This is a genomic window from Pseudoalteromonas sp. SWXJ133 (genome assembly GCF_015864365.1).
In the GTDB taxonomy this organism is placed as follows: domain Bacteria; phylum Pseudomonadota; class Gammaproteobacteria; order Enterobacterales; family Alteromonadaceae; genus Pseudoalteromonas; species Pseudoalteromonas arctica.
Window position 1 is genome coordinate 111,981 of sequence record NZ_JADYXJ010000011.1, and the last position, 18,341, is coordinate 130,321.

At 38.8% G+C, this 18,341-nt stretch carries 15 protein-coding genes; 6 read left to right on the forward strand and 9 right to left on the reverse strand.

Features of this window, described 5'->3' with window-relative positions; translation table 11 throughout:
- Position 1: 1 nt before the first annotated feature.
- Complete coding sequence (locus I6F40_RS10595; protein WP_166110736.1) at positions 2 to 1,303, reverse strand: D-tagatose-bisphosphate aldolase, class II, non-catalytic subunit; 1,302 nt, start codon at positions 1,301 to 1,303, stop codon at positions 2 to 4.
- A 311-nt stretch (positions 1,304 to 1,614) separates the two neighbouring features.
- Here I6F40_RS10595 and I6F40_RS10600 point away from each other — a divergent pair, with 311 nt between their 5' ends.
- The 6 genes from I6F40_RS10600 to agaR all read left to right on the forward strand — a co-directional run bounded on the left by I6F40_RS10600 (position 1,615) and on the right by agaR (position 10,177).
- Complete coding sequence (locus I6F40_RS10600; protein ID WP_197192910.1) at positions 1,615 to 4,353, forward strand: TonB-dependent receptor; 2,739 nt, start codon at positions 1,615 to 1,617, stop codon at positions 4,351 to 4,353.
- A gap of 125 nt (positions 4,354 to 4,478) precedes the next feature.
- Positions 4,479 to 5,363 (forward strand): DMT family transporter, encoded by an 885-nt coding sequence (locus I6F40_RS10605; RefSeq protein WP_166110730.1) that lies wholly within the window; start codon positions 4,479 to 4,481, stop codon positions 5,361 to 5,363.
- Between the two features lie 16 nt (positions 5,364 to 5,379).
- Positions 5,380 to 6,474: an amidohydrolase family protein gene (locus tag I6F40_RS10610; protein WP_166110727.1), complete on the forward strand. Its 1,095-nt coding sequence runs from the start codon at positions 5,380 to 5,382 to the stop codon at positions 6,472 to 6,474.
- A gap of 46 nt (positions 6,475 to 6,520) precedes the next feature.
- The gene (locus I6F40_RS10615; RefSeq protein WP_166110724.1) at positions 6,521 to 8,623 is read left to right on the forward strand and encodes a glycoside hydrolase family 36 protein; all 2,103 of its coding nucleotides are present in this window, start codon (positions 6,521 to 6,523) and stop codon (positions 8,621 to 8,623) included.
- Complete coding sequence (locus I6F40_RS10620) at positions 8,623 to 9,117, forward strand: TlpA family protein disulfide reductase (protein ID WP_166110721.1); 495 nt, start codon at positions 8,623 to 8,625, stop codon at positions 9,115 to 9,117. The genes I6F40_RS10615 and I6F40_RS10620 overlap by 1 nt, the downstream gene beginning before the upstream one ends.
- A gap of 289 nt (positions 9,118 to 9,406) precedes the next feature.
- Positions 9,407 to 10,177, forward strand: a complete 771-nt coding sequence (gene agaR, locus I6F40_RS10625; RefSeq protein WP_166110718.1) for a transcriptional repressor AgaR — start codon at positions 9,407 to 9,409, stop codon at positions 10,175 to 10,177.
- A 19-nt stretch (positions 10,178 to 10,196) separates the two neighbouring features.
- Here agaR and I6F40_RS10630 read toward each other — a convergent pair whose 3' ends face one another.
- The 8 genes from I6F40_RS10630 to I6F40_RS10660 all read right to left on the reverse strand — a co-directional run bounded on the left by I6F40_RS10630 (position 10,197) and on the right by I6F40_RS10660 (position 18,319).
- The gene (locus I6F40_RS10630; RefSeq protein ID WP_166110715.1) at positions 10,197 to 10,922 is read right to left on the reverse strand and encodes an RluA family pseudouridine synthase; all 726 of its coding nucleotides are present in this window, start codon (positions 10,920 to 10,922) and stop codon (positions 10,197 to 10,199) included.
- Between the two features lie 4 nt (positions 10,923 to 10,926).
- Complete coding sequence (locus tag I6F40_RS10635) at positions 10,927 to 12,828, reverse strand: MFS transporter (RefSeq protein WP_166377655.1); 1,902 nt, start codon at positions 12,826 to 12,828, stop codon at positions 10,927 to 10,929.
- Positions 12,829 to 13,124: 296 nt separating this feature from the next.
- On the reverse strand, positions 13,125 to 13,733 hold the full coding sequence (recR, locus tag I6F40_RS10640) for a recombination mediator RecR (protein WP_008165968.1): 609 nt from the start codon (positions 13,731 to 13,733) through the stop codon (positions 13,125 to 13,127).
- A 7-nt stretch (positions 13,734 to 13,740) separates the two neighbouring features.
- Positions 13,741 to 14,067, reverse strand: a complete 327-nt coding sequence (locus I6F40_RS10645; RefSeq protein WP_002962306.1) for a YbaB/EbfC family nucleoid-associated protein — start codon at positions 14,065 to 14,067, stop codon at positions 13,741 to 13,743.
- Between the two features lie 60 nt (positions 14,068 to 14,127).
- Positions 14,128 to 16,653: a DNA polymerase III subunit gamma/tau gene (dnaX, locus tag I6F40_RS10650; protein ID WP_166377654.1), complete on the reverse strand. Its 2,526-nt coding sequence runs from the start codon at positions 16,651 to 16,653 to the stop codon at positions 14,128 to 14,130.
- Between the two features lie 3 nt (positions 16,654 to 16,656).
- A complete protein-coding gene (apt, locus tag I6F40_RS10655; RefSeq protein WP_007584093.1) occupies positions 16,657 to 17,202 on the reverse strand; it encodes an adenine phosphoribosyltransferase in 546 nt (181 codons plus the stop codon).
- A 169-nt stretch (positions 17,203 to 17,371) separates the two neighbouring features.
- A complete protein-coding gene (locus I6F40_RS19815) occupies positions 17,372 to 17,494 on the reverse strand; it encodes a hypothetical protein (RefSeq protein WP_002962301.1) in 123 nt (40 codons plus the stop codon).
- Between the two features lie 72 nt (positions 17,495 to 17,566).
- Positions 17,567 to 18,319 (reverse strand): HvfC family RiPP maturation protein, encoded by a 753-nt coding sequence (locus I6F40_RS10660; RefSeq protein ID WP_166377653.1) that lies wholly within the window; start codon positions 18,317 to 18,319, stop codon positions 17,567 to 17,569.
- Between the last annotated feature and the right edge of the window lie 22 nt (positions 18,320 to 18,341).

Below are 18,341 nucleotides of genomic sequence, written 5' to 3' on the forward strand. Positions count from 1 at the left end.
GTTAAGCGTCCTTTTTTTGAGCGTTAACAGCTGTATTACAAGCAACAGAATACTGCTCTAATACTTGAGAAATTTTATGAAAAATTAATTCACGTATATTCATTTTTAGTTTTCCATCTTTAATAGCTTGATGTTGCTCGGGCATAAACTGGCTAAGTAGCGTTAAAGGCGGTGGAGAAAGCTGAAGATTATTAATCAATAGATCTAATGCAAAATCAACTTTTGGCGTAGGCCAATAATAACGAACTCGGTCACTTAAGCTGTACTGGCAATCTAAGGCTTGTTGTTTTGCCTCTGTTGCATAATACTTTTTCCAATAGACTGGATTTTCATGCATTGCTTCTAAAATGACACTTTTTACATTTGAGAGTGATTCTAAGTCTATCCACTCTTTTTCAATAGCATCTAAAGCCCAAACGGCCTCGCGAAGCGCGAATGTTAACCACGGACCAACCTTTAATATGGCAAAATGCCCTTTTACTAATTCACTCAAATGCCCAACGGATTGATAATCAGTTGAATGTGCTTCAAACACCATATTTTTATTTGACTCAATAAATTGACTCAATACGACCGCTTTTTCTGGCTCAAAGGCAATTACTTTATGGTGATCAAACTCAACACCTGGCTGAACAACTAAACCAATAATACGCTCCCAAGCATCTTTTAAGCCCACTTTATTAAACGCGTCATAATGCACATTAATTGTTTCATTCGCCGCTTCAGGCGATGTAACTTCTAAGCAATCGAGCCCTTCTTGCGCTCCACCTGGAACCGGCACTTCTGTACCTATAACGTACACTGGTGGTTCACCGCCTACTTTCTGCCATGTTTTTTCAGCTACAGCGCACAACCGAGCCGCACGTTTAGCAACATCAGCATCCCCCAAGGGAACAGGATCATCTGAACAAGACATTGAACAATCTAAATGAATTTTTCTAAAACCAGCACTAACATAAGCATCTATAAGTACATCTGATTTAGCCATCGCTTCATCAGCGGATAAATCCTGCCAACAATTTGGGCCTAAATGATCTCCACCCAAAATAACTTTATTAAGAGGTAAACCTACTTTATTAGCTAAAACATGGATTAGATCATAAAAATCACTCGGTGTTTTCCCCGTATAACCACCGTCTTGATTCACTTGATTAGACGTTGCCTCAACTATCAGATGTTCACCCTTACTTAATGCATGCTTCATAGCAGCCTCAAGCACTAATGGGTGTGATGAACACACTGAATATAATCCATTTTGTTTACCCATTTTATGCTGTTGAATTAAATCTAGTAATACTTTCAATTGACCTCCTAATAAAGCAGTTAAAACTGAAATGTTTTTAAATAACTGAGCTGAGTATGAAACAAACATAGAAACAAGTAAACAACTTTTAGTTTCATTTAGCTTCACTTTGAATTTAAAAACACTAAAGTTAAATAAAAAGATGCATTTAGATTGCAAATCAATCTCAATTGTTAATATTACTTTAATTTAATTTCATTTTATTGTCACTTTTCGTTTGACAGTAGTTTCAATGTCCTCCAGTATGATTGTGCGGTTTAGTAGAATGATTTCTATATTTATTACAATAAAAAATCCAACAGGTGAATATTATGAACAACAGGATCAGCTTTAAAAAAACCTTATTGACGATTGCAATATTTGGCGCATGTCATCAACAAGTGCTAGCTCAAGAAAAGCAAGAAAGTACAGACATTGAAGTAATTAGTATTACAGGTGTACGTGGCAGTCTTGCTAAGTCGTCAGATATAAAACAAGAGGCTAAATCTTTAGTTGATTCAATTGCCGCCGAAGAGTTGGGTCGGTTTCCTGATAATAATGTAGCGGATTCCCTTTCTCACATTTCGGGGATTACAGTTAGCCGAACACGTGGTGGTGAAGCTCAATATGTAAATATTCGAGGACTAGGACCAGAATTTAGTATTGTAACACTTAACAACAGAATTTTAGCAACCGACGATGGCGGTCGTAACTTTGCATTTGATGTACTCCCTTCTGAAATGATAAGTGGCGCGGATGTATGGAAATCAGTAGAAGCCAAAAATATAGAAGGCAGTATTGGTGGTGCTGTTAACCTTAAGTCAGCGCGTGCCTTTGATAACCCAGGCCAGCAAATGCTTTTTTCTGCTACCGCTGATTACAATGATTTATCAGAAGATACCGGTAAAAAATTAAATGCTATTTATAGTAATACGTTCGCTGATGATACCGTTGGCTTCATTTTTGGCTTATCACACTCAACAGGCACTCGACGCACCGATGAGATGTTTGATAATTTCTTCTTTGGTGTCGATGATGAAATATCATACGATGTAAACAATGATGGAAATATCACATCTGATGAAACCAACCTTGTTATGCCTGGTTCATACGCACTCGGTGTTTATGCGACTGACTTTAAACGCACCGGTGTTACGTCTTCGATTGAATGGAAAGTATCCGATCGTTTTGAACTTGTTGCCGATGTAATGCTTACCAAACTAGAATCTGATGCAACTGGATACTCGCAGTCTTTTTATATGGCAGACGAAAGCGCTGCACAAAATCGATTATCTAATATTGTTCTCGATGGTAATGTTGTAACAGCAATGGATATTGCAGATGTATCGATGGAATTAATCACATTGGATGAACACAGAACTGTTGATACCAAAATGTTTGGCTTAAGTGGTACTTTTAATGCGACCGATGACTTGACTATTAAAGGTGATATTTACCAATCAAGTTCTGAGCGTGACTCCGGCGGTAAAAACACTTACGTTGTTGCAGGTGCGCCTGGTGCGCATACTGGTCATTACGAATCTAATTCTGGCGGTTTACCTGATTACATTGCAAACTGGACACAAGGTAGAACATCTGACGACTTTGGGAATGACGATTTTTCACCGCACTGGGCTGCTCGTGATGGCAGCGACATTAAAGACACCGTTACCGGTGTTTCATTAGATGCGGAGCTACTTCTCGATTATAAATACATGCCAAAAGTACAGTTTGGTGCTGCGTTTACATCAAGAGATAAAACAAATACCGCTTACGATAACTATGAACTAGGCGCCTGTAATTATTGTGGCTATCCGTTCACTTTTGGCGAAGTGGGCGCTGATGTTACCAGAGAATTCCCTTATGATGATTTTTTTGCTGGTGATTCTGCAAATATCCCCCGCTCTTTTCCGATTTTTAGTATCCCTGATTATGCGGCCGGTTTAGCGGCATCAGATGGTCAAACAATTACAGACTATTTAGGGAATGAAAGAACATTTGGCGAGAATGAGTCTGATTTATGGTCACCTATTTTTAACCCTGTAAATTCTTATGATATTACAGAAGATACGACCGCAATTTATGTTCAAGCCGATTTAGCCGGCGAAGAATGGTTTGCCAATGTTGGTTTACGTTGGATTGAAACCGAAGTGTCGTCTAAATATTCTTATAACTCTATTCAGTCTATACAAATCGTTAACCCCGACGCAGCGAATCCATCTTGGGATGTTACCTATTCAGACAGTGCCGGCCAAGAAGCACAAGGAAGCTATAGCAAATTGCTCCCAGCAATAAATGCGGGCCTTTACCTTAGCGAAGATCTTTTGTTACGTGGCGCATTAGCACAGTCATTATCGCGACCAACTTTAGATCAATTGGCTCCACTTACGACCGATAACGCACAGTCGGGGTTATTCACTATGGCGATTAGTGGCAACCCAAGTATTGAGCCGGTATTTTCAGATCAAGCCGATCTTTCTCTAGAATGGTATTTTGAAGAAGGTGGAATGTTAGCCGGTGCTATATTTTGGAAAGACTTAGACGGTTTTATTACAATAAATACCACTCAAGTAGAAATTGCATCCGAAACATTCCAAGTAACTCAGCCTATTAACGGCGATTCAGCAGAAGTTTTAGGTGCTGAACTAAGTGTACAGAAATTCTTCGAAAGTGGCTTTGGATTTACCGCAAGCTATGCCTATACAGACACTAGTACAACAATCGATGGGGTAGATGCGGGTCCGTTAACAGGCGTTGCTGATAACTCATACTCTGTTTCATTCATTTATGAAGATGATAAATTCAGCACCCAAATAGCACTCGATTATACCGATGACTACGTAACTGACTCATTTAGCCCTCTTGGTGATGATTATCAAACATCTATGGATGAGCAATATATTGTTTCCGCGTCATTGCAATATAACATTGATGAAAACTTTCAAGTCTTTGTTGAAGCACAAAATTTGCTTGATGAATCAAACCAAACATTTCAAGGTCGAGATGATATGCCCGGTTCTATTCAATTATATGGAAGAACACTTAGCTTAGGCGTACGTGCATCTTTTTAAGTTTTAGTGCTAAAAACGAATGCCTATATAAAATATATAGGCATTCGATAACAACGTTTACATATAACTTCACATCATATAAATACGATAAAAAGATATCACCAATATAATAAGAGATATATAAAATGCAAAAACCTTGGTTACTTTTCGCGGTCGCTGTTACCGTTATGTGGGGATTATGGGGTGCATTGACCGCAATGCTCGCAAGCAGTACTCCTTCAACAATTATTTATTCTATTTGGGCTGTGACGATGGTCATACCTTGTGTTATTGCGCTTAAATTAGTCGGCTGGAAATTAGCAACTGATAAATACTCAATTTTACTGGGGTGTACAATTGGGTTTCTTGGCTCTGGTGGTCAAATGCTGTTGTTCCATGCTGTAGATACCGGCCCTGCTTACCTTATTTTCCCCATTGTTTCATTGTCGCCACTCATCACTATCGTTTTGTCTTTTTTATTACTCAAAGAACGTACTGGCAAGCTAGGCACTATTGGTATTTGTTTAGCGCTAATAACACTGCCATTATTTGAATACTCACAAGGCGATGAATCAAGTACACACAATTTAGTATGGTTCTTACTCGCTATTTCAGTGATGGCTGCATGGGGGCTACAAGCTTTTTTTATGAAGTTCTCTAATAACCACATGAACGCCGAAAGCATCTTTTTTTACATGACAATTACAGCGCTTCTATTAATTCCTGTTGCTTACTTTATGACTGATACACAATCATTAAAAGACTTTGATTTTAGTACAATCCCATCAATTGCAGGTATTCAAATCCTAAATTCTATTGGTGCTTTATGCCTGGTTTATGCATTTCGTTATGGTAAAGCAATGGTAGTGTCGCCTTTAACAAACGCAGGTGCCCCTTTAATCTCTTCAATATTAAGTATTCTTTTTATTGGAATTATCCCGAATGAATTTAAGATTTTAGGCATCATACTCGCCATTATCGCAGCAATATTATTGGCTATAGAACCTGAAGATAACAAATCAAGTAACTAATTTTTGAGAGGCTATTATGAAAAAACACATTGGCGCTATTTCTATTTTCGCATTTTCTCTAACCGGTTGCTCAGGCGTAAGTGATAAAGCTAACAACGCACACTACACAATGAGCGATTACTACTCAGTAAATAAAATTGACGCTCATGTACATGCCAATAACACGTCTGCGGCTTTTATTGAGCAAGCGCAAAAAGACAACATAAAGTTACTATCAATAAACGTCGACTACCCCGACTTTCCTAGTATTGATAAACAAGCGAGTATTGCGCAGTTACTTTCGAAAAAATACCCGCTTAATTTTTATTTCGTTACCACGTTTTCAATGCAAGGTGCAGACACACCCCAATGGAAAAACAATGTAATTAAACGCATTGATTTGGCAATAAATAAAGGCGCTAAAGCAGTAAAAGTATGGAAAAACATAGGGATGGATTTTAAAAACCAAAAGCAAAATTTGGTAATGATTGACGATCCTCTTTTCGATCCTATTTTTAACCATTTAACCAATAAAAACATTCCATTGATTGGTCATCAAGGCGAGCCTAAAAATTGCTGGTTACCTGTGAGTAAAATGACGGTAAATAATGATAAACAATATTTTGCAGCTCATCCGCAATACCATATGTATTTACACCCTGAAATGCCAAGCTATGAGCAACAAATGCAAGTTCGTAACAATATGCTTAATAAGCACCCTAATATGCATTTTATGGGAGCACACTTAGCAAGTTTAGAGTGGAGCGTTGATGAAATAGCCTTATTTTTAGATACCTACCCAAATGCAGTTGTCGATTTGGCAGCAAGAATGGGGCAAATTCAGTATCAATCAAAACTCGATAAACAGAAAGTACGTGAATTTTTTATTAAATATCAAACTCGTATTTTATATGCGACTGATTTAACTCACGCTCCTGACGCTACTGATATGCAGCTTAAAAAAGAAGCTCATAAAAAATGGACTGAAGACTGGCTGTATCTAAATACAGATAAGTCATTAAGTGTGCCTGAAGTGGATGGCGATATCGTGGGTTTGGCATTACCAAAAAGCGTTGTTGATAATTTGTATGCTAACAACGCCGTTCGTTTTTTCAATATAAGTGCAAACTAATCGTTAGCTTTGCACTTTCAACATATATTATTTTAAAGGTTAAATAATGAAAAAAAATTACACCTCTAACTTACTCATTTGCGCCATTAGCACTTTTTCACTTGTAAGCTGCTCTAAACAAGCAATTAACTCAACTATCAACAATGATATAGTTTACACCGTAAAAACAGATGCTCTTTCTTTAGAATTTAATAATTTACTGCATAGTCATATTGTCGGGAATGTAAACGGAAACCAAATAGCGTTAGGCGACATTAAGCCTAGTGAATATGTGGTGACACTTGATAAAAACGTGATTAGCGACTTTAACTTTATTGAAAAAAAAGTGCAGCCAATAGAAAACGAATTAGGCTACGGCACCCAAGTAGAGCTAAGCGGTATATCATCACAAGGACTGCTTAAAAAAACTGTTGTGAGTGTATATAAACGCTACCCGACTATGGCATTTTTTAATGTGAGTTACACGAATACAACTGACGCTAATATTAAAATTGTTAAATGGGTTAATAACGACTACACACTTTCAGACAATAAAACGGTTCAAACCGAGCAGCCCGCCTACTGGTCTTATCAGGGCGCTTCTTATGAAGATCGAAGAGATTGGATAACCCCAATCACACCTGGTTATAGCCAGAAAAATTACATGGGTATGAACTCATCAGATTACGGCGGCGGCACTGCAATAGTCGATTTATGGCGAAAAGATATAGGTATTGCCGTCGGTCATACCGAAACATCGCCTAAATTAGTTTCATTACCACTTAATTATACAAAAACAGATAACGGTGCAACAATTCACGTTGAGCTTGAGAAAGGAAATGAACTCAAAAAAGGTGAAACACTTAATACCATTCAAACCTTTGTTAACGTCCATAATAACGATTATTACGCCACACTTAAAAGCTACCGCAAAGTAATGGCTGATAAAGGGTTAAAAATGGCTGATGTACCCGACTCAGCATACGAGCCAATTTGGTGTGCGTGGGGTTACGACCGTAACTTTGACGTAAATGAAGTACTTGGTACATTAGAAACCGCTAAAAAAATGGGTTTAGAATGGGCTGTTCTCGATGATGGCTGGCAGACAGCTGAAGGTGATTGGTACTTAGACCGTAAAAAGTTCCCTAATGGCGATGAAGATATGAAAGCCTTTGTATCTAAAATAAACGAAGCAGGGCTAAAAGCAAAATTATGGTGGGCTCCTTTAGCGGTAGATCCTGGCACCGACTTATTACACGAACACACCGACATGTTATTACTTGATGAAAATGGAGCTGTTCAAGACGTAACATGGTGGAATAGTTTTTACCTTTGCCCTGCCTACAAAGACACAATTGAGCACAGTAAAGCACTTGTTCGCAAAATGCTGGGGGAATGGGGATATGAAGGGCTTAAGATTGACGGACAACACCTCAACGGCGTTGCGCCTTGTTATAACCCTGCACACAATCATGCATACCCAGAAGAGTCTGTAGAAAAGTTAGCCGAGTATTGGGAAGAAATATTTAAAACAGCAAAAGAAGTAAAACCCGATGCGGTGATTGAAATTTGTCCTTGCGGCACATCTTACGCTTTCCATAACTTGCCTTTTATGAATCAAACTGTTAGCTCAGATCCGTTATCGTCTTGGCAAATACGCCACAAGGGAAAAACGCTAAAAGGTTTAATGGGCGAATCATCACCTTATTATGGAGATCATGTTGAGCTTAGTGATAATGCCAATGACTTTGCTTCATCAGTTGGCATTGGAGGCATTGTTGGTACAAAATTTACCATGCCTAACTCAACGGGTATTGCCGCTGAATTTGCCTTAGATAAAGAAACAGAACAAACATGGAAAAAATGGATTGATATATACAAAGAAAAAATGCTGCCTAAAGGTATCTATTTAGGGGAGTTATACGATATTGGTTTTGACCTCCCAGAAACCCATGCAATACAAAAAGGCGCTAATATGTATTACGCATTTTATGCCGATAGCTGGGATGGCGAAGTGGAACTAAGAGGGTTAGAACAAGGCGAGTATCAAATAAAAGACTATGTGAATAATAAAATTTTAGGCACAACCTCAGGTACTAACGCTAAGTTAAATACTCAATTTAAAGGTTACTTATTATTAGAGTTGACGCCAACAAAGGCGATTAATTAATGAAGTCAATTATCTATTTATTGTTGTATATAGGGTGCTCTTTTTGTATAGCTCAGCCGTTAGCGGTAAAAGATACTGCACCAGCATTTTCTTTACCGTTATTAAACGATGAACACACGATCACCCTATCCGATTATAAAGGCAAAGTAGTGTATGTTGATTTTTGGGCGTCATGGTGCGTACCATGTCGCCGCTCATTTCCTTTTTTAAATGCGCTGCGAGAAGAGTATACAGACAAAGGCTTTGAGGTAATTGCAATAAACTTAGAGCAAGAGTCTGAGGCTGCTAATGCGTTTTTAACTCAACACCCTGTTTCATACCCTGTTGTAGCTGGCTATAACAGTACAGTGGGCACTGATTACGAAATTATAGCTATGCCAACAGCCTATCTAATAGGCAAGGATGGGAACATAAGGGTTAAACATATGGGGTTTAATACTGCACAAAAAGATTATCTTGAGGCCGTTGTCGACAAGCTCGTTTCAGAGTTTTAAACGAAGGGTTTAAACAAGTAATTGTTAAATAAAACGATACTCTTTATGACTTCTTTTTGATACCAAGCCACTCACATCTCGAGTGGCTTTTACATTAAATAAGTTTCTCCCTCTTACTGATACACTTGAAAAGATAGGTAGGCGAATCATCACGCTATACTTTAATTTATAGCGCATATTATTTTTCTAATTATTTATAAAACCGAAAGGCTTTATTGGTAAAATGTTTCATTTCATATATAATCAGGCTTCATTATTTAAGTTTGAAACTTTTTATAAAAGGGAAATTATGCGCGACACTAGCCAAAGACGTGAGCAAATTAGTCGAATGTTAAAGGAAATAGGCAGCGTACAAGTTCCTCACCTCGCCGTAAAGTATGACGTATCAACTGTTACAATAAGAAAAGACCTGCGTTTTTTAGAACAGCAAGGTATTGCAACTCGTTCATACGGGGGGGCAATGCTGAAAGAAACAAATGTAATTGAAACCGAACTCGCCATAGACCGAAAGCAAACACTCCATGCTGAAGAAAAACTCAGTATTGGTAAAGCCGCAGCCCAATTAATTAACTCTGGTGATTCAATCATTTTAGATTCGGGATCGACCACCATTCAAATTGCGGCGCACTTAAAAGATAAAGAAGATTTGACTATTATTACTAATGGTTTAAATGTAGTGAATAAGCTGTCGGTGTATGACGAAATAGACGTTATGTTACTTGGCGGTACATTAAGACGTAAAAACATGTCTTTTTTTGGCAGCTCAGCTGAAAAGTGCTTAGAAGATTTACATGTTGATAAACTATTTTTAGGCGTTGATGGTTTTCATATGGAACGCGGTATTACCACATACTTTGAAGCTGAAGCAGTGTTGAATAGAGTGATGTGTAAAATCGCGTCTGAAATAATAATTGTTACTGATTCATCTAAGTTCGAACATGTTTGCCTACATAAAATTCTTGAACCGGCAGCAGTCACCACCGTGGTTACCGACAGCAATATACCAAACAATTATTTAGAGGGGCTTAAACGCCTTGGTATTAATGTAATAATCGTTTAACGATTATTACATTAGATAATTAAAACGGACAAGGACATTGACCATGAATGCGTTTTTCGCTGGTTGGATGTTCAAAATGTAAGTCGCTCGCATGCAGCTGCAAGCGCTCTGCCATGTGTTCGCTTTGCGCGCTTTTATACAAATCACAGCCTAAAATAGGATGACCTATAAACTGGCTGTGTATTCTTAATTGATGAGTGCGCCCAGTCACGGGTGTAAATTGTACTAGGGTTCTGTATGGTTGTTTGAATCTCTCAAGCACTTTGTATTCAGTCACTGCAGCTTTACCCGTAGTTTGGCAAATTTTAACACGCGGAAAAAGCAGCTTGTCTTTCGCTATTGGTGCAGTAATTTGCCCCTCATCAACAGCCAAGCTTCCCTCTAGCATCGCTACATAACGCTTATGAATTATGCGTGCCTGAAATTGTTTATTAAGGTGCTTTGACGCTGCACCGTTTAGCCCAACAATCATAATGCCAGACGTACCCAAATCCAATCGGTGCGGTAACTTCGCTTCAGGAAAAGCGGCTGTTAATCCCTTTTGACCATGCACTAAACGATAATGTACTGAGTCCCAGTTAAGCGGGTTTTTGCCCGATAAACTCAATAGCCCACTGGGTTTATTAATAAGCAAAATATCATCATCTTGATATAATATGTCAATAAACCCATCGCATTTAGGCGCTACAAAGTCGTCAATAATAATATGATCTATCAAGTTAGACTCAGGTGTTGTGTTAATCATTAAGTTAATCAATACCTTTAGAATGAAGCGCTTTTAAAGCCAAAACTTGCTCGCGCAAATCATCAGCAGTTACTTTGTCAGCGGCAATAGCTTCACCTACGGTAACAGACACTAAAGACCATTTTAATCGGGGTAATTGCCACTTAGCTTTTCGACTAAACATGCTCCCCCATAACCCACCTAAATGCACCGGAATAACTTGTACGGGTGAGCGCTTAATAATACGTTCTATTCCACGGCGAAAAATATCCACTGAGCCATCACTCGTTAGCTTCCCTTCTGGGAAGATACCAACGAGCTCGCCTTTATCAAGCGCGGATGCAACTTCGTCAAAGGCTTTTTTAAACGCTTTAGGGTTGGTTTTTTCACTGTCAATTGGAATAGCTTTAGCCATTTTAAATAACCAATGCAGTGCTGGTGAATAATAAATAGGGGCAAATACCATAAATCGGATTGGTCTTGGTGATGTTGCTAAAATAAACATCCAATCGACAAAACTGACATGATTACACACAACAACAGCAGCGCCTTCATCCGGAATATTACTCTCCCCTTTTGTGCGCACTCTGTACATACAAATAGCCAAAATATAAATAACAAAACGTAAAAAGAACTCAGGGACTTTTGTATAGATATAAATAGAGATAAGTAGATTTAAACCAGCAAGTAACAACAGAAGTTCTGAAATACTCCACTTTAAAATAGACAACGTAACAATGCTTAAAATAGCACTGCCCACCATAAACAACGCATTTAAGACATTGTTAGCGGCTATAACTCGTGAGCGACTAGATTCTTCAGTGCGCTGTTGAATAAGCGCATACAGCGGTACAGTGTAAAAACCAGAGCCAATACCAATGCCTGCCATCCATACAAAATGCCACACCATGTCGCCTGTTTTTAATAACTGATCAAGCGTCAATAATTCAAGGTTTTGAGGTAAATAAGAGCTAATAGCGCTCTCTTGGCTCAGTAAGTATAAAAACACGGTAATTAAAATGGCGCCAAAAGGCACAATTCCTAATTCTATTCGAGAGCGAGAAAGCTTTTCACACAATAACGAACCAATAGCAATACTTAGTGAAAACACAACAAGCGCGCTAGTTACAACCAGTTCATCGCCGCCCATTGTGTGTTTTACATAATTTGGTAAGGAGGTTAAAACAATTGCGCCAATTAACCAAAACCAACTGATCCCAAGTACTGATTTACCAACCGATTCTGTTTGCGAATTAAGTGCTGAAAATACGTTTTTCGTGGATGAAAATATATTATAGGTAAATTTTAAGTTAGGCTCGTTCGCCTCACTAATGGGTATAAAGCGACTGCTCACATACCCCATAACGGCCAGTACTAATACGGCAATACTTATAAGCGTAGGGCCTACTGATTGAGTAATATAATAGGTGCCAAAAATTGTACCTATTAGTATCGCCACAAACGTGCCTGATTCAACCAAGCCATTCGCTTTTGTTAATTCGTTAGGGGCTACGTGCTGTGGTAAAATAGAGTATTTTAATGGACCAAAAAACGTACTTTGTACGCCCATTAAAAATACGGTGGCTAACATCAGCCAAACATACTGCGTTAAAATCGAGACAGCCCCTACAACCATAATAGGGATTTCACATAGTTTTACGATTCTAATTAGTTTGGATTTTTCTGTTTTTTCAGCTAGCTGCCCCGCCATCCCTGAAAATAAAAAGAAAGGTAGGATAAATAACCCAGCAGCAATATTTGAATAAAGTGCGCCATCAGCAAGCGTTGCAGCCTGAAATATCAATAGAATAAGCACTGATTGCTTATACACGTTATCGTTTATTGCTGAGAAAAACTGCGTAATAAAAAGCGGTAAAAAACGCTTACTACCCAGTAATGTACCTTGGTAGGGTTGATTATCTTTCATTGTATTCCTTACTAATTAGAGACATAGCCCAAAAATATATTATACCAATTCGTTTAATTAAATGATCTATTTTGAGGGCGGGAAAACGTGTTGATAGCTAGGCAAAAAACTCGCTATTTAGTTGTTCTAAATGAGAATTTTTTAACGCAGGTAGCGACACGTTTAGCCCCGCAAAATGATTAAGTATTATTGCGGATTGGTATTAGATTGCTTCTAAGCTTACCTTAAAAACAAAAAAGCCTACATAATTTAATCATGTAGGCTTTTATAATATCTTTTCAAATAGTGACTTAGAGTTAGTCTTGTGTAACTAAACGCCTGCCGCTAAAAGCATGCATAAGCGTTCTACCATCTACTAAATCAAGCTCGCCTCCCACAGGAATACCGTGAGCAATACGCGAAGCACCTACTTTATATTTATGACAAAGCTGAGCAATATAATGAGCCGTAGTATCGCCTTCAACGGTAGGGTTAGTCGCTAAAATAACCTCATTAATACCGCCTTGAGCAAGTTTTTGCTCTAAAACGTCTAAGCCAATTTCTTTAGGGCCGATACCGTCAATTGGCGATAAATGACCCATTAAAACAAAGTATAGCCCTAAATACTGACCTGTTTGCTCAATGGCAAGCACATCAGTAGGCGATTCAACAACACATAATATGCCGCTGTCTTGGCGTTTTGTACTTAAACAAATATCGCACTGAGCTTGTTCGCAAAAAGTACGACAAGACTGACAATGCCCTATGGCTGTCATTGCTTTAGTCAATGCATTGCCCAGCTGAGTGCCTCCCTTTCGGTCGCGCTCAAGCAAGTGAAAAGCAATACGTTGCGCTGACTTTGGACCAATGCCCGGTTGACAGCGCAGTGCTTCTATAAGCTGATTTAAACTATCTGAAAGTTGCATTATTTACTTAAAACGGCATTTTCATACCTGGTGGTAATTGCATACCGCCAGTTACTTTACCCATGCGCTCTTGTGTTTCTTCTGCAACACGGCGTACAGCATCGTTACATGCTGCTGCAAGTAAGTCTTCAATCATGTCTTTGTCGTCTTCCATAAGGCTTTCATCAAGCTGAACACGACGTACATTGTGGTTACCAAGCATGGTTACTTTAACTAAACCGGCACCGGCTTCGCCAACAACTTCTAATGTTGCGATTTCGTCTTGGGCTTTTTGCATGCGATCTTGCATTTGCTGCGCTTGCTTCATCATGTTGCCCATTCCACCTTTAAACATAACTTTCTCTCTTTCTTTTAATACATTAATTAACATGAACATAAGGGCGATTGTAAGTAATTACAATGCCTGAATACTGTTTTCGTCAATTTCGGCGCTAAATACTTGCTGAAATTGTACTATGTTTTCATCAGATGTGATCACATCGATTGCTTGTTGATGACGACCTGCATCAATTTTTTGCTGAATAAGATAAGGAGAGTCAATAACTCCCTTAGCAAAATTAATACTTAACGACACGTTATGCTCATAAATACTCGACAATGCGGCATCTAATCTTTGGCGAAGCATCGGTGTATCTAAATGCTTTTGTGATTCATCAACGTCTATATGTAAACTGTTGCCTTGCTTGGTAAATATTGAATGCAATGCAAATTGGCGCATACGACCACCCAGTCCCATACGTTTAATTAAATAAGCCCATTCATCTTGTTGATGTGCAAATCTAATTTCACTAATTGGGCTTTGAAAATCATCAGGGGCAGGAATACTTACTTCCTCTGGCACTATTTCAGGCGCTTTTTGAGGGTTTATTTGCTCAAGTAATTCTGGCGCAAGATTTTCAGTAATTGTTTGGTGCTTTGCTTTAAAATCAATCTTACTAGTTGGCTTTATGTTGGAGTGATTATGTGCCTGAGTTTGGCCCCCTGTTACTGGGAGCTCATGCTTTTTTTCACTCTCACCTTCGCTATCAGTTGCCCAAGGAGGGATATCGCCAGACCCAGTACTTGAAGGGCTATTAAGCTCACTTGCACTTGTATCTGCACTACCTTGATGAACACTTTGGGCTTTAGGCATTCTTGGATGCTGTTCTGGCTTTTTAGCAGGCGCTTGGCTTGGCTGCACTGCTACATTATTTGCAGATGTACTTGTACTCTTGCCTGATAACCTACCCGCACCCGATATGTTTCTGTCACGTAAAATACGAGCAATGGCAGATTGCGCCTGCGCTTCTTGTTCAGCTATTGGCGTACTTGCATTGTGATTTGCTAAGGGCTCTGGTGAAGACTCTGAGTTTGCAGTAGGTGCAGGTTTAAAACCCTGATCTACAGCGCTACTCATTATATCATCAAACTGCGAAGCTAACGTTTGCTCAGCATCACTATGTTGCATGTAAGCTTCATCTTCACTTTGGCGCTGGGCTTGAGCATCCGAAACAACATTGGTTTGTGGTTGATCATTAGTTGAAGCCTGTTGTTCAAAAGCGTTTTCACTTTCTTGAAGCGGTTGCTCTACTGCAACTTGGGTTGGCTCATTATTACTTTGTACGACATCATTATTCGATGTCTGAGCGGCAACATTTGGTAAAGGCTCTATCTCAAGGGATTTAGGCTGCTCTGTATTACTAACTGGCTTAGTATTATTTACAGGGACACTACTTTGGCTAGCTACAGTGTTTTGCGATGTTTTATTTTTATTTAATATATCTCGCAGTGCATTTGCGCGGCCTTGTTTATTTGGGGCCGGCTCTTCGTTTACTGTGTGTACAGTTTGTTGAGCGTCTGTAGGCTTAAATGCTAATAATCTTAGCATTATCATTTCAAAACCTAAGCGAGGCTCTGGTGCCCATTGTAAATCTTTTTTACCATTTAACAGTAACTGATAATAAATTTGAATTTGTTGTGGGCTCGTATGTTGTGCAACATGAGCAATATAATCTACATTTTTTTCATCTAGCCCTGCCGCTTCTGGCACTAACTGGGTTAGTTGAGTCAAATGCGTAAGTGCAATTAAATCATCAAGCAATGCCACATAATTAGGATTACGACTTGCCACCTGCGCAATCTCATCCATTAGCGCAGCGCCATCTTGTGCAAGTAATGCTGCAAGCAAGCTTTGGCTATAATGAGTATCCATTAAACCAAGCATAGTTTGTACTGCTTGATTATTAATATCACCATTTGTTTGTGCAATAGCTTGGTCGGTTAAGCTAAGCGCATCACGCATACTGCCATCAGCGGCTTTTGAAATAATACTAAGTGCATCAGTGTCAAAGCTAAGCTGCTCTTGAGTAAGTACGTGTTCAAGCTGTGTTTTAATCTCACTTTGCGACAAGGCATTTAAGTTAAATTGTAAACAGCGAGATAAAATAGTAACTGGTAGTTTTTGAGGATCGGTCGTCGCCAATAAAAATTTCACATGCTCTGGTGGCTCTTCAAGCGTTTTCAAAAGCGCATTAAAGCTGTGCTTAGAAAGCATGTGAACTTCATCGATTAGGTATACTTTATAACGTCCACGTGTTGGTGCATATTGAACGTTATCGAGTATTTCACGGGTGTCTTCTACTTTTGTACGAGAAGCCGCATCTATTTCGAGTAAGTCAATGTAGCGCCCTGCTTCTATATCTAAACAGCTGCTACATTGGCCACACGGATTTGCAGATATACCTTCGTCGCAATTTAAGCTTTTAGCAAAAATACGCGCAATAGTCGTTTTACCTACACCGCGGGTTCCAGTGAATAAATAAGCGTGATGCAGTCTATTTTGTGTAAGCGCATTTACAAGCGCTTGCTTAACATGAGACTGCCCAACCAATTCATGAAAGGTTTGAGGACGCCATTTTCTCGCTAGAACCTGATAACTCATCGATTACTCGCCTTCGAATTCAACCAATTTTAGGATTTTAATACCCATTTTTTTGATGCGCTGCTCGCCACCAAGTTCTGGTAGTGATACAACAAATGCAGCATCTGTGGCTTCGCCACCTAGTTTATGAACTAATTTAGCTGTGGCTTCAATTGTGCCGCCAGTTGCTAATAAGTCATCAACTAATAATACTTTATCGCCAGGTACAATTGCATCAACATGCAGCTCTAGCGTGTCTTCACCATACTCAAGTAAGTAATCTTGACGAATAACTTCGCGTGGTAACTTACCTGGTTTACGAACTGGAATAAACGGAATGCCTAATGCGTAAGACAGTGGCGCACCAAAAATAAAGCCACGTGATTCTGTGCCGATTATTTTAGTAAAACCCTGATCTTTATATTCTGCGATAAACGCGTCAATAGTTGCTTTAAAGGCTTCTGGATTTGCCATTAAAGTGGTTACATCGCGAAACATGATGCCCGGCTTTGGATAATCAGCAATTGTAGTTATGCTGTTTTTGATAATTGCTGGTGTTACTTGAGTCATAATTTTAACTGCTCAATTGTTTATATTACAAAGCAGGTGATTATAACCTTAACTAACCTTTAATTGCGAGTTTGGCGTTACTATAAAAGAAGTATTAACTATGGGGGGTAATTAAAATAAAGTGGTTCAAGGCTGAAGTAAGCAACAGCCTTAATAAACGCTATGCATTTTAAGTTAAGCTAGTGATCCAGCCTAATATTGCATTTAAACAACCAATCCCTGCAAATACAGCTAAGAAAGCAAGAAAATAAGTAGCGTTGAACGGATCTTTAAAGTCTTTATCATCTGACATTGGTACAACCTTTTATTAAGCACGACAAATAAGGCTGCCATAATAGACGATGTAAAATCATCAATAAAGACCTTAATCTTGATTTTTTGTCACAATTACACCGCGTTCAACCATTGCATTGAGGGTAACCAATGCGCCTTGAGCAATTTGATCTGCATTAAACTGTGGTGCATGAGCGAATACCTGTTGGCACACGTCGTCAAATGTCGCTCCATCACTTGCCTCAATAGTTGATAGCAACAAAGCAGTCATCGCATTCGTAGCCAGAAATTGAACGTCATCATCTTCATCTCTATATACAACAAAATAATTAGGCTGAGGTGATGGCTCTTTTGGTTTAAAGCGATTGCTAATATTTTGAACTGGAAATTGATAACTTAAATTTCTTGCCGTTTTCGATAAATACAAAGCAGAACTAGTAAGCGCTGTTGTTTGTAATTTTTGCTCTTGCTCATCTTCGTGTGCAATTGATACATCTAGCTCTACCCATTCATAGTGTGCAAGTTCTAGCATAAACACGGGATCGTATCTTTTCATTTTATAATCACTTGATAAGTAATTAATAAACTCCCCTGCTATATCTAAAAAGTACGGTGAATGACAATCATATTCGCTAAAAAACTGGCGTACAAGAACCAGCCATTGCTTGTCTGTATATAAGGTTTTTAATACCGGAAAGCCTGATGATATAAAACCTTCAATGTTATTAAAAAATAGGTCGCGATAAATGGCCATACGTCTGTCTTCGATACCGCTGGGCTTTTTATTTTTTTTAGGCTCGCGAATATGCGCCATAAATTCGTTTTGTATTTCAATAAAGCTCATAACCAGGCACTCTTTTAATATT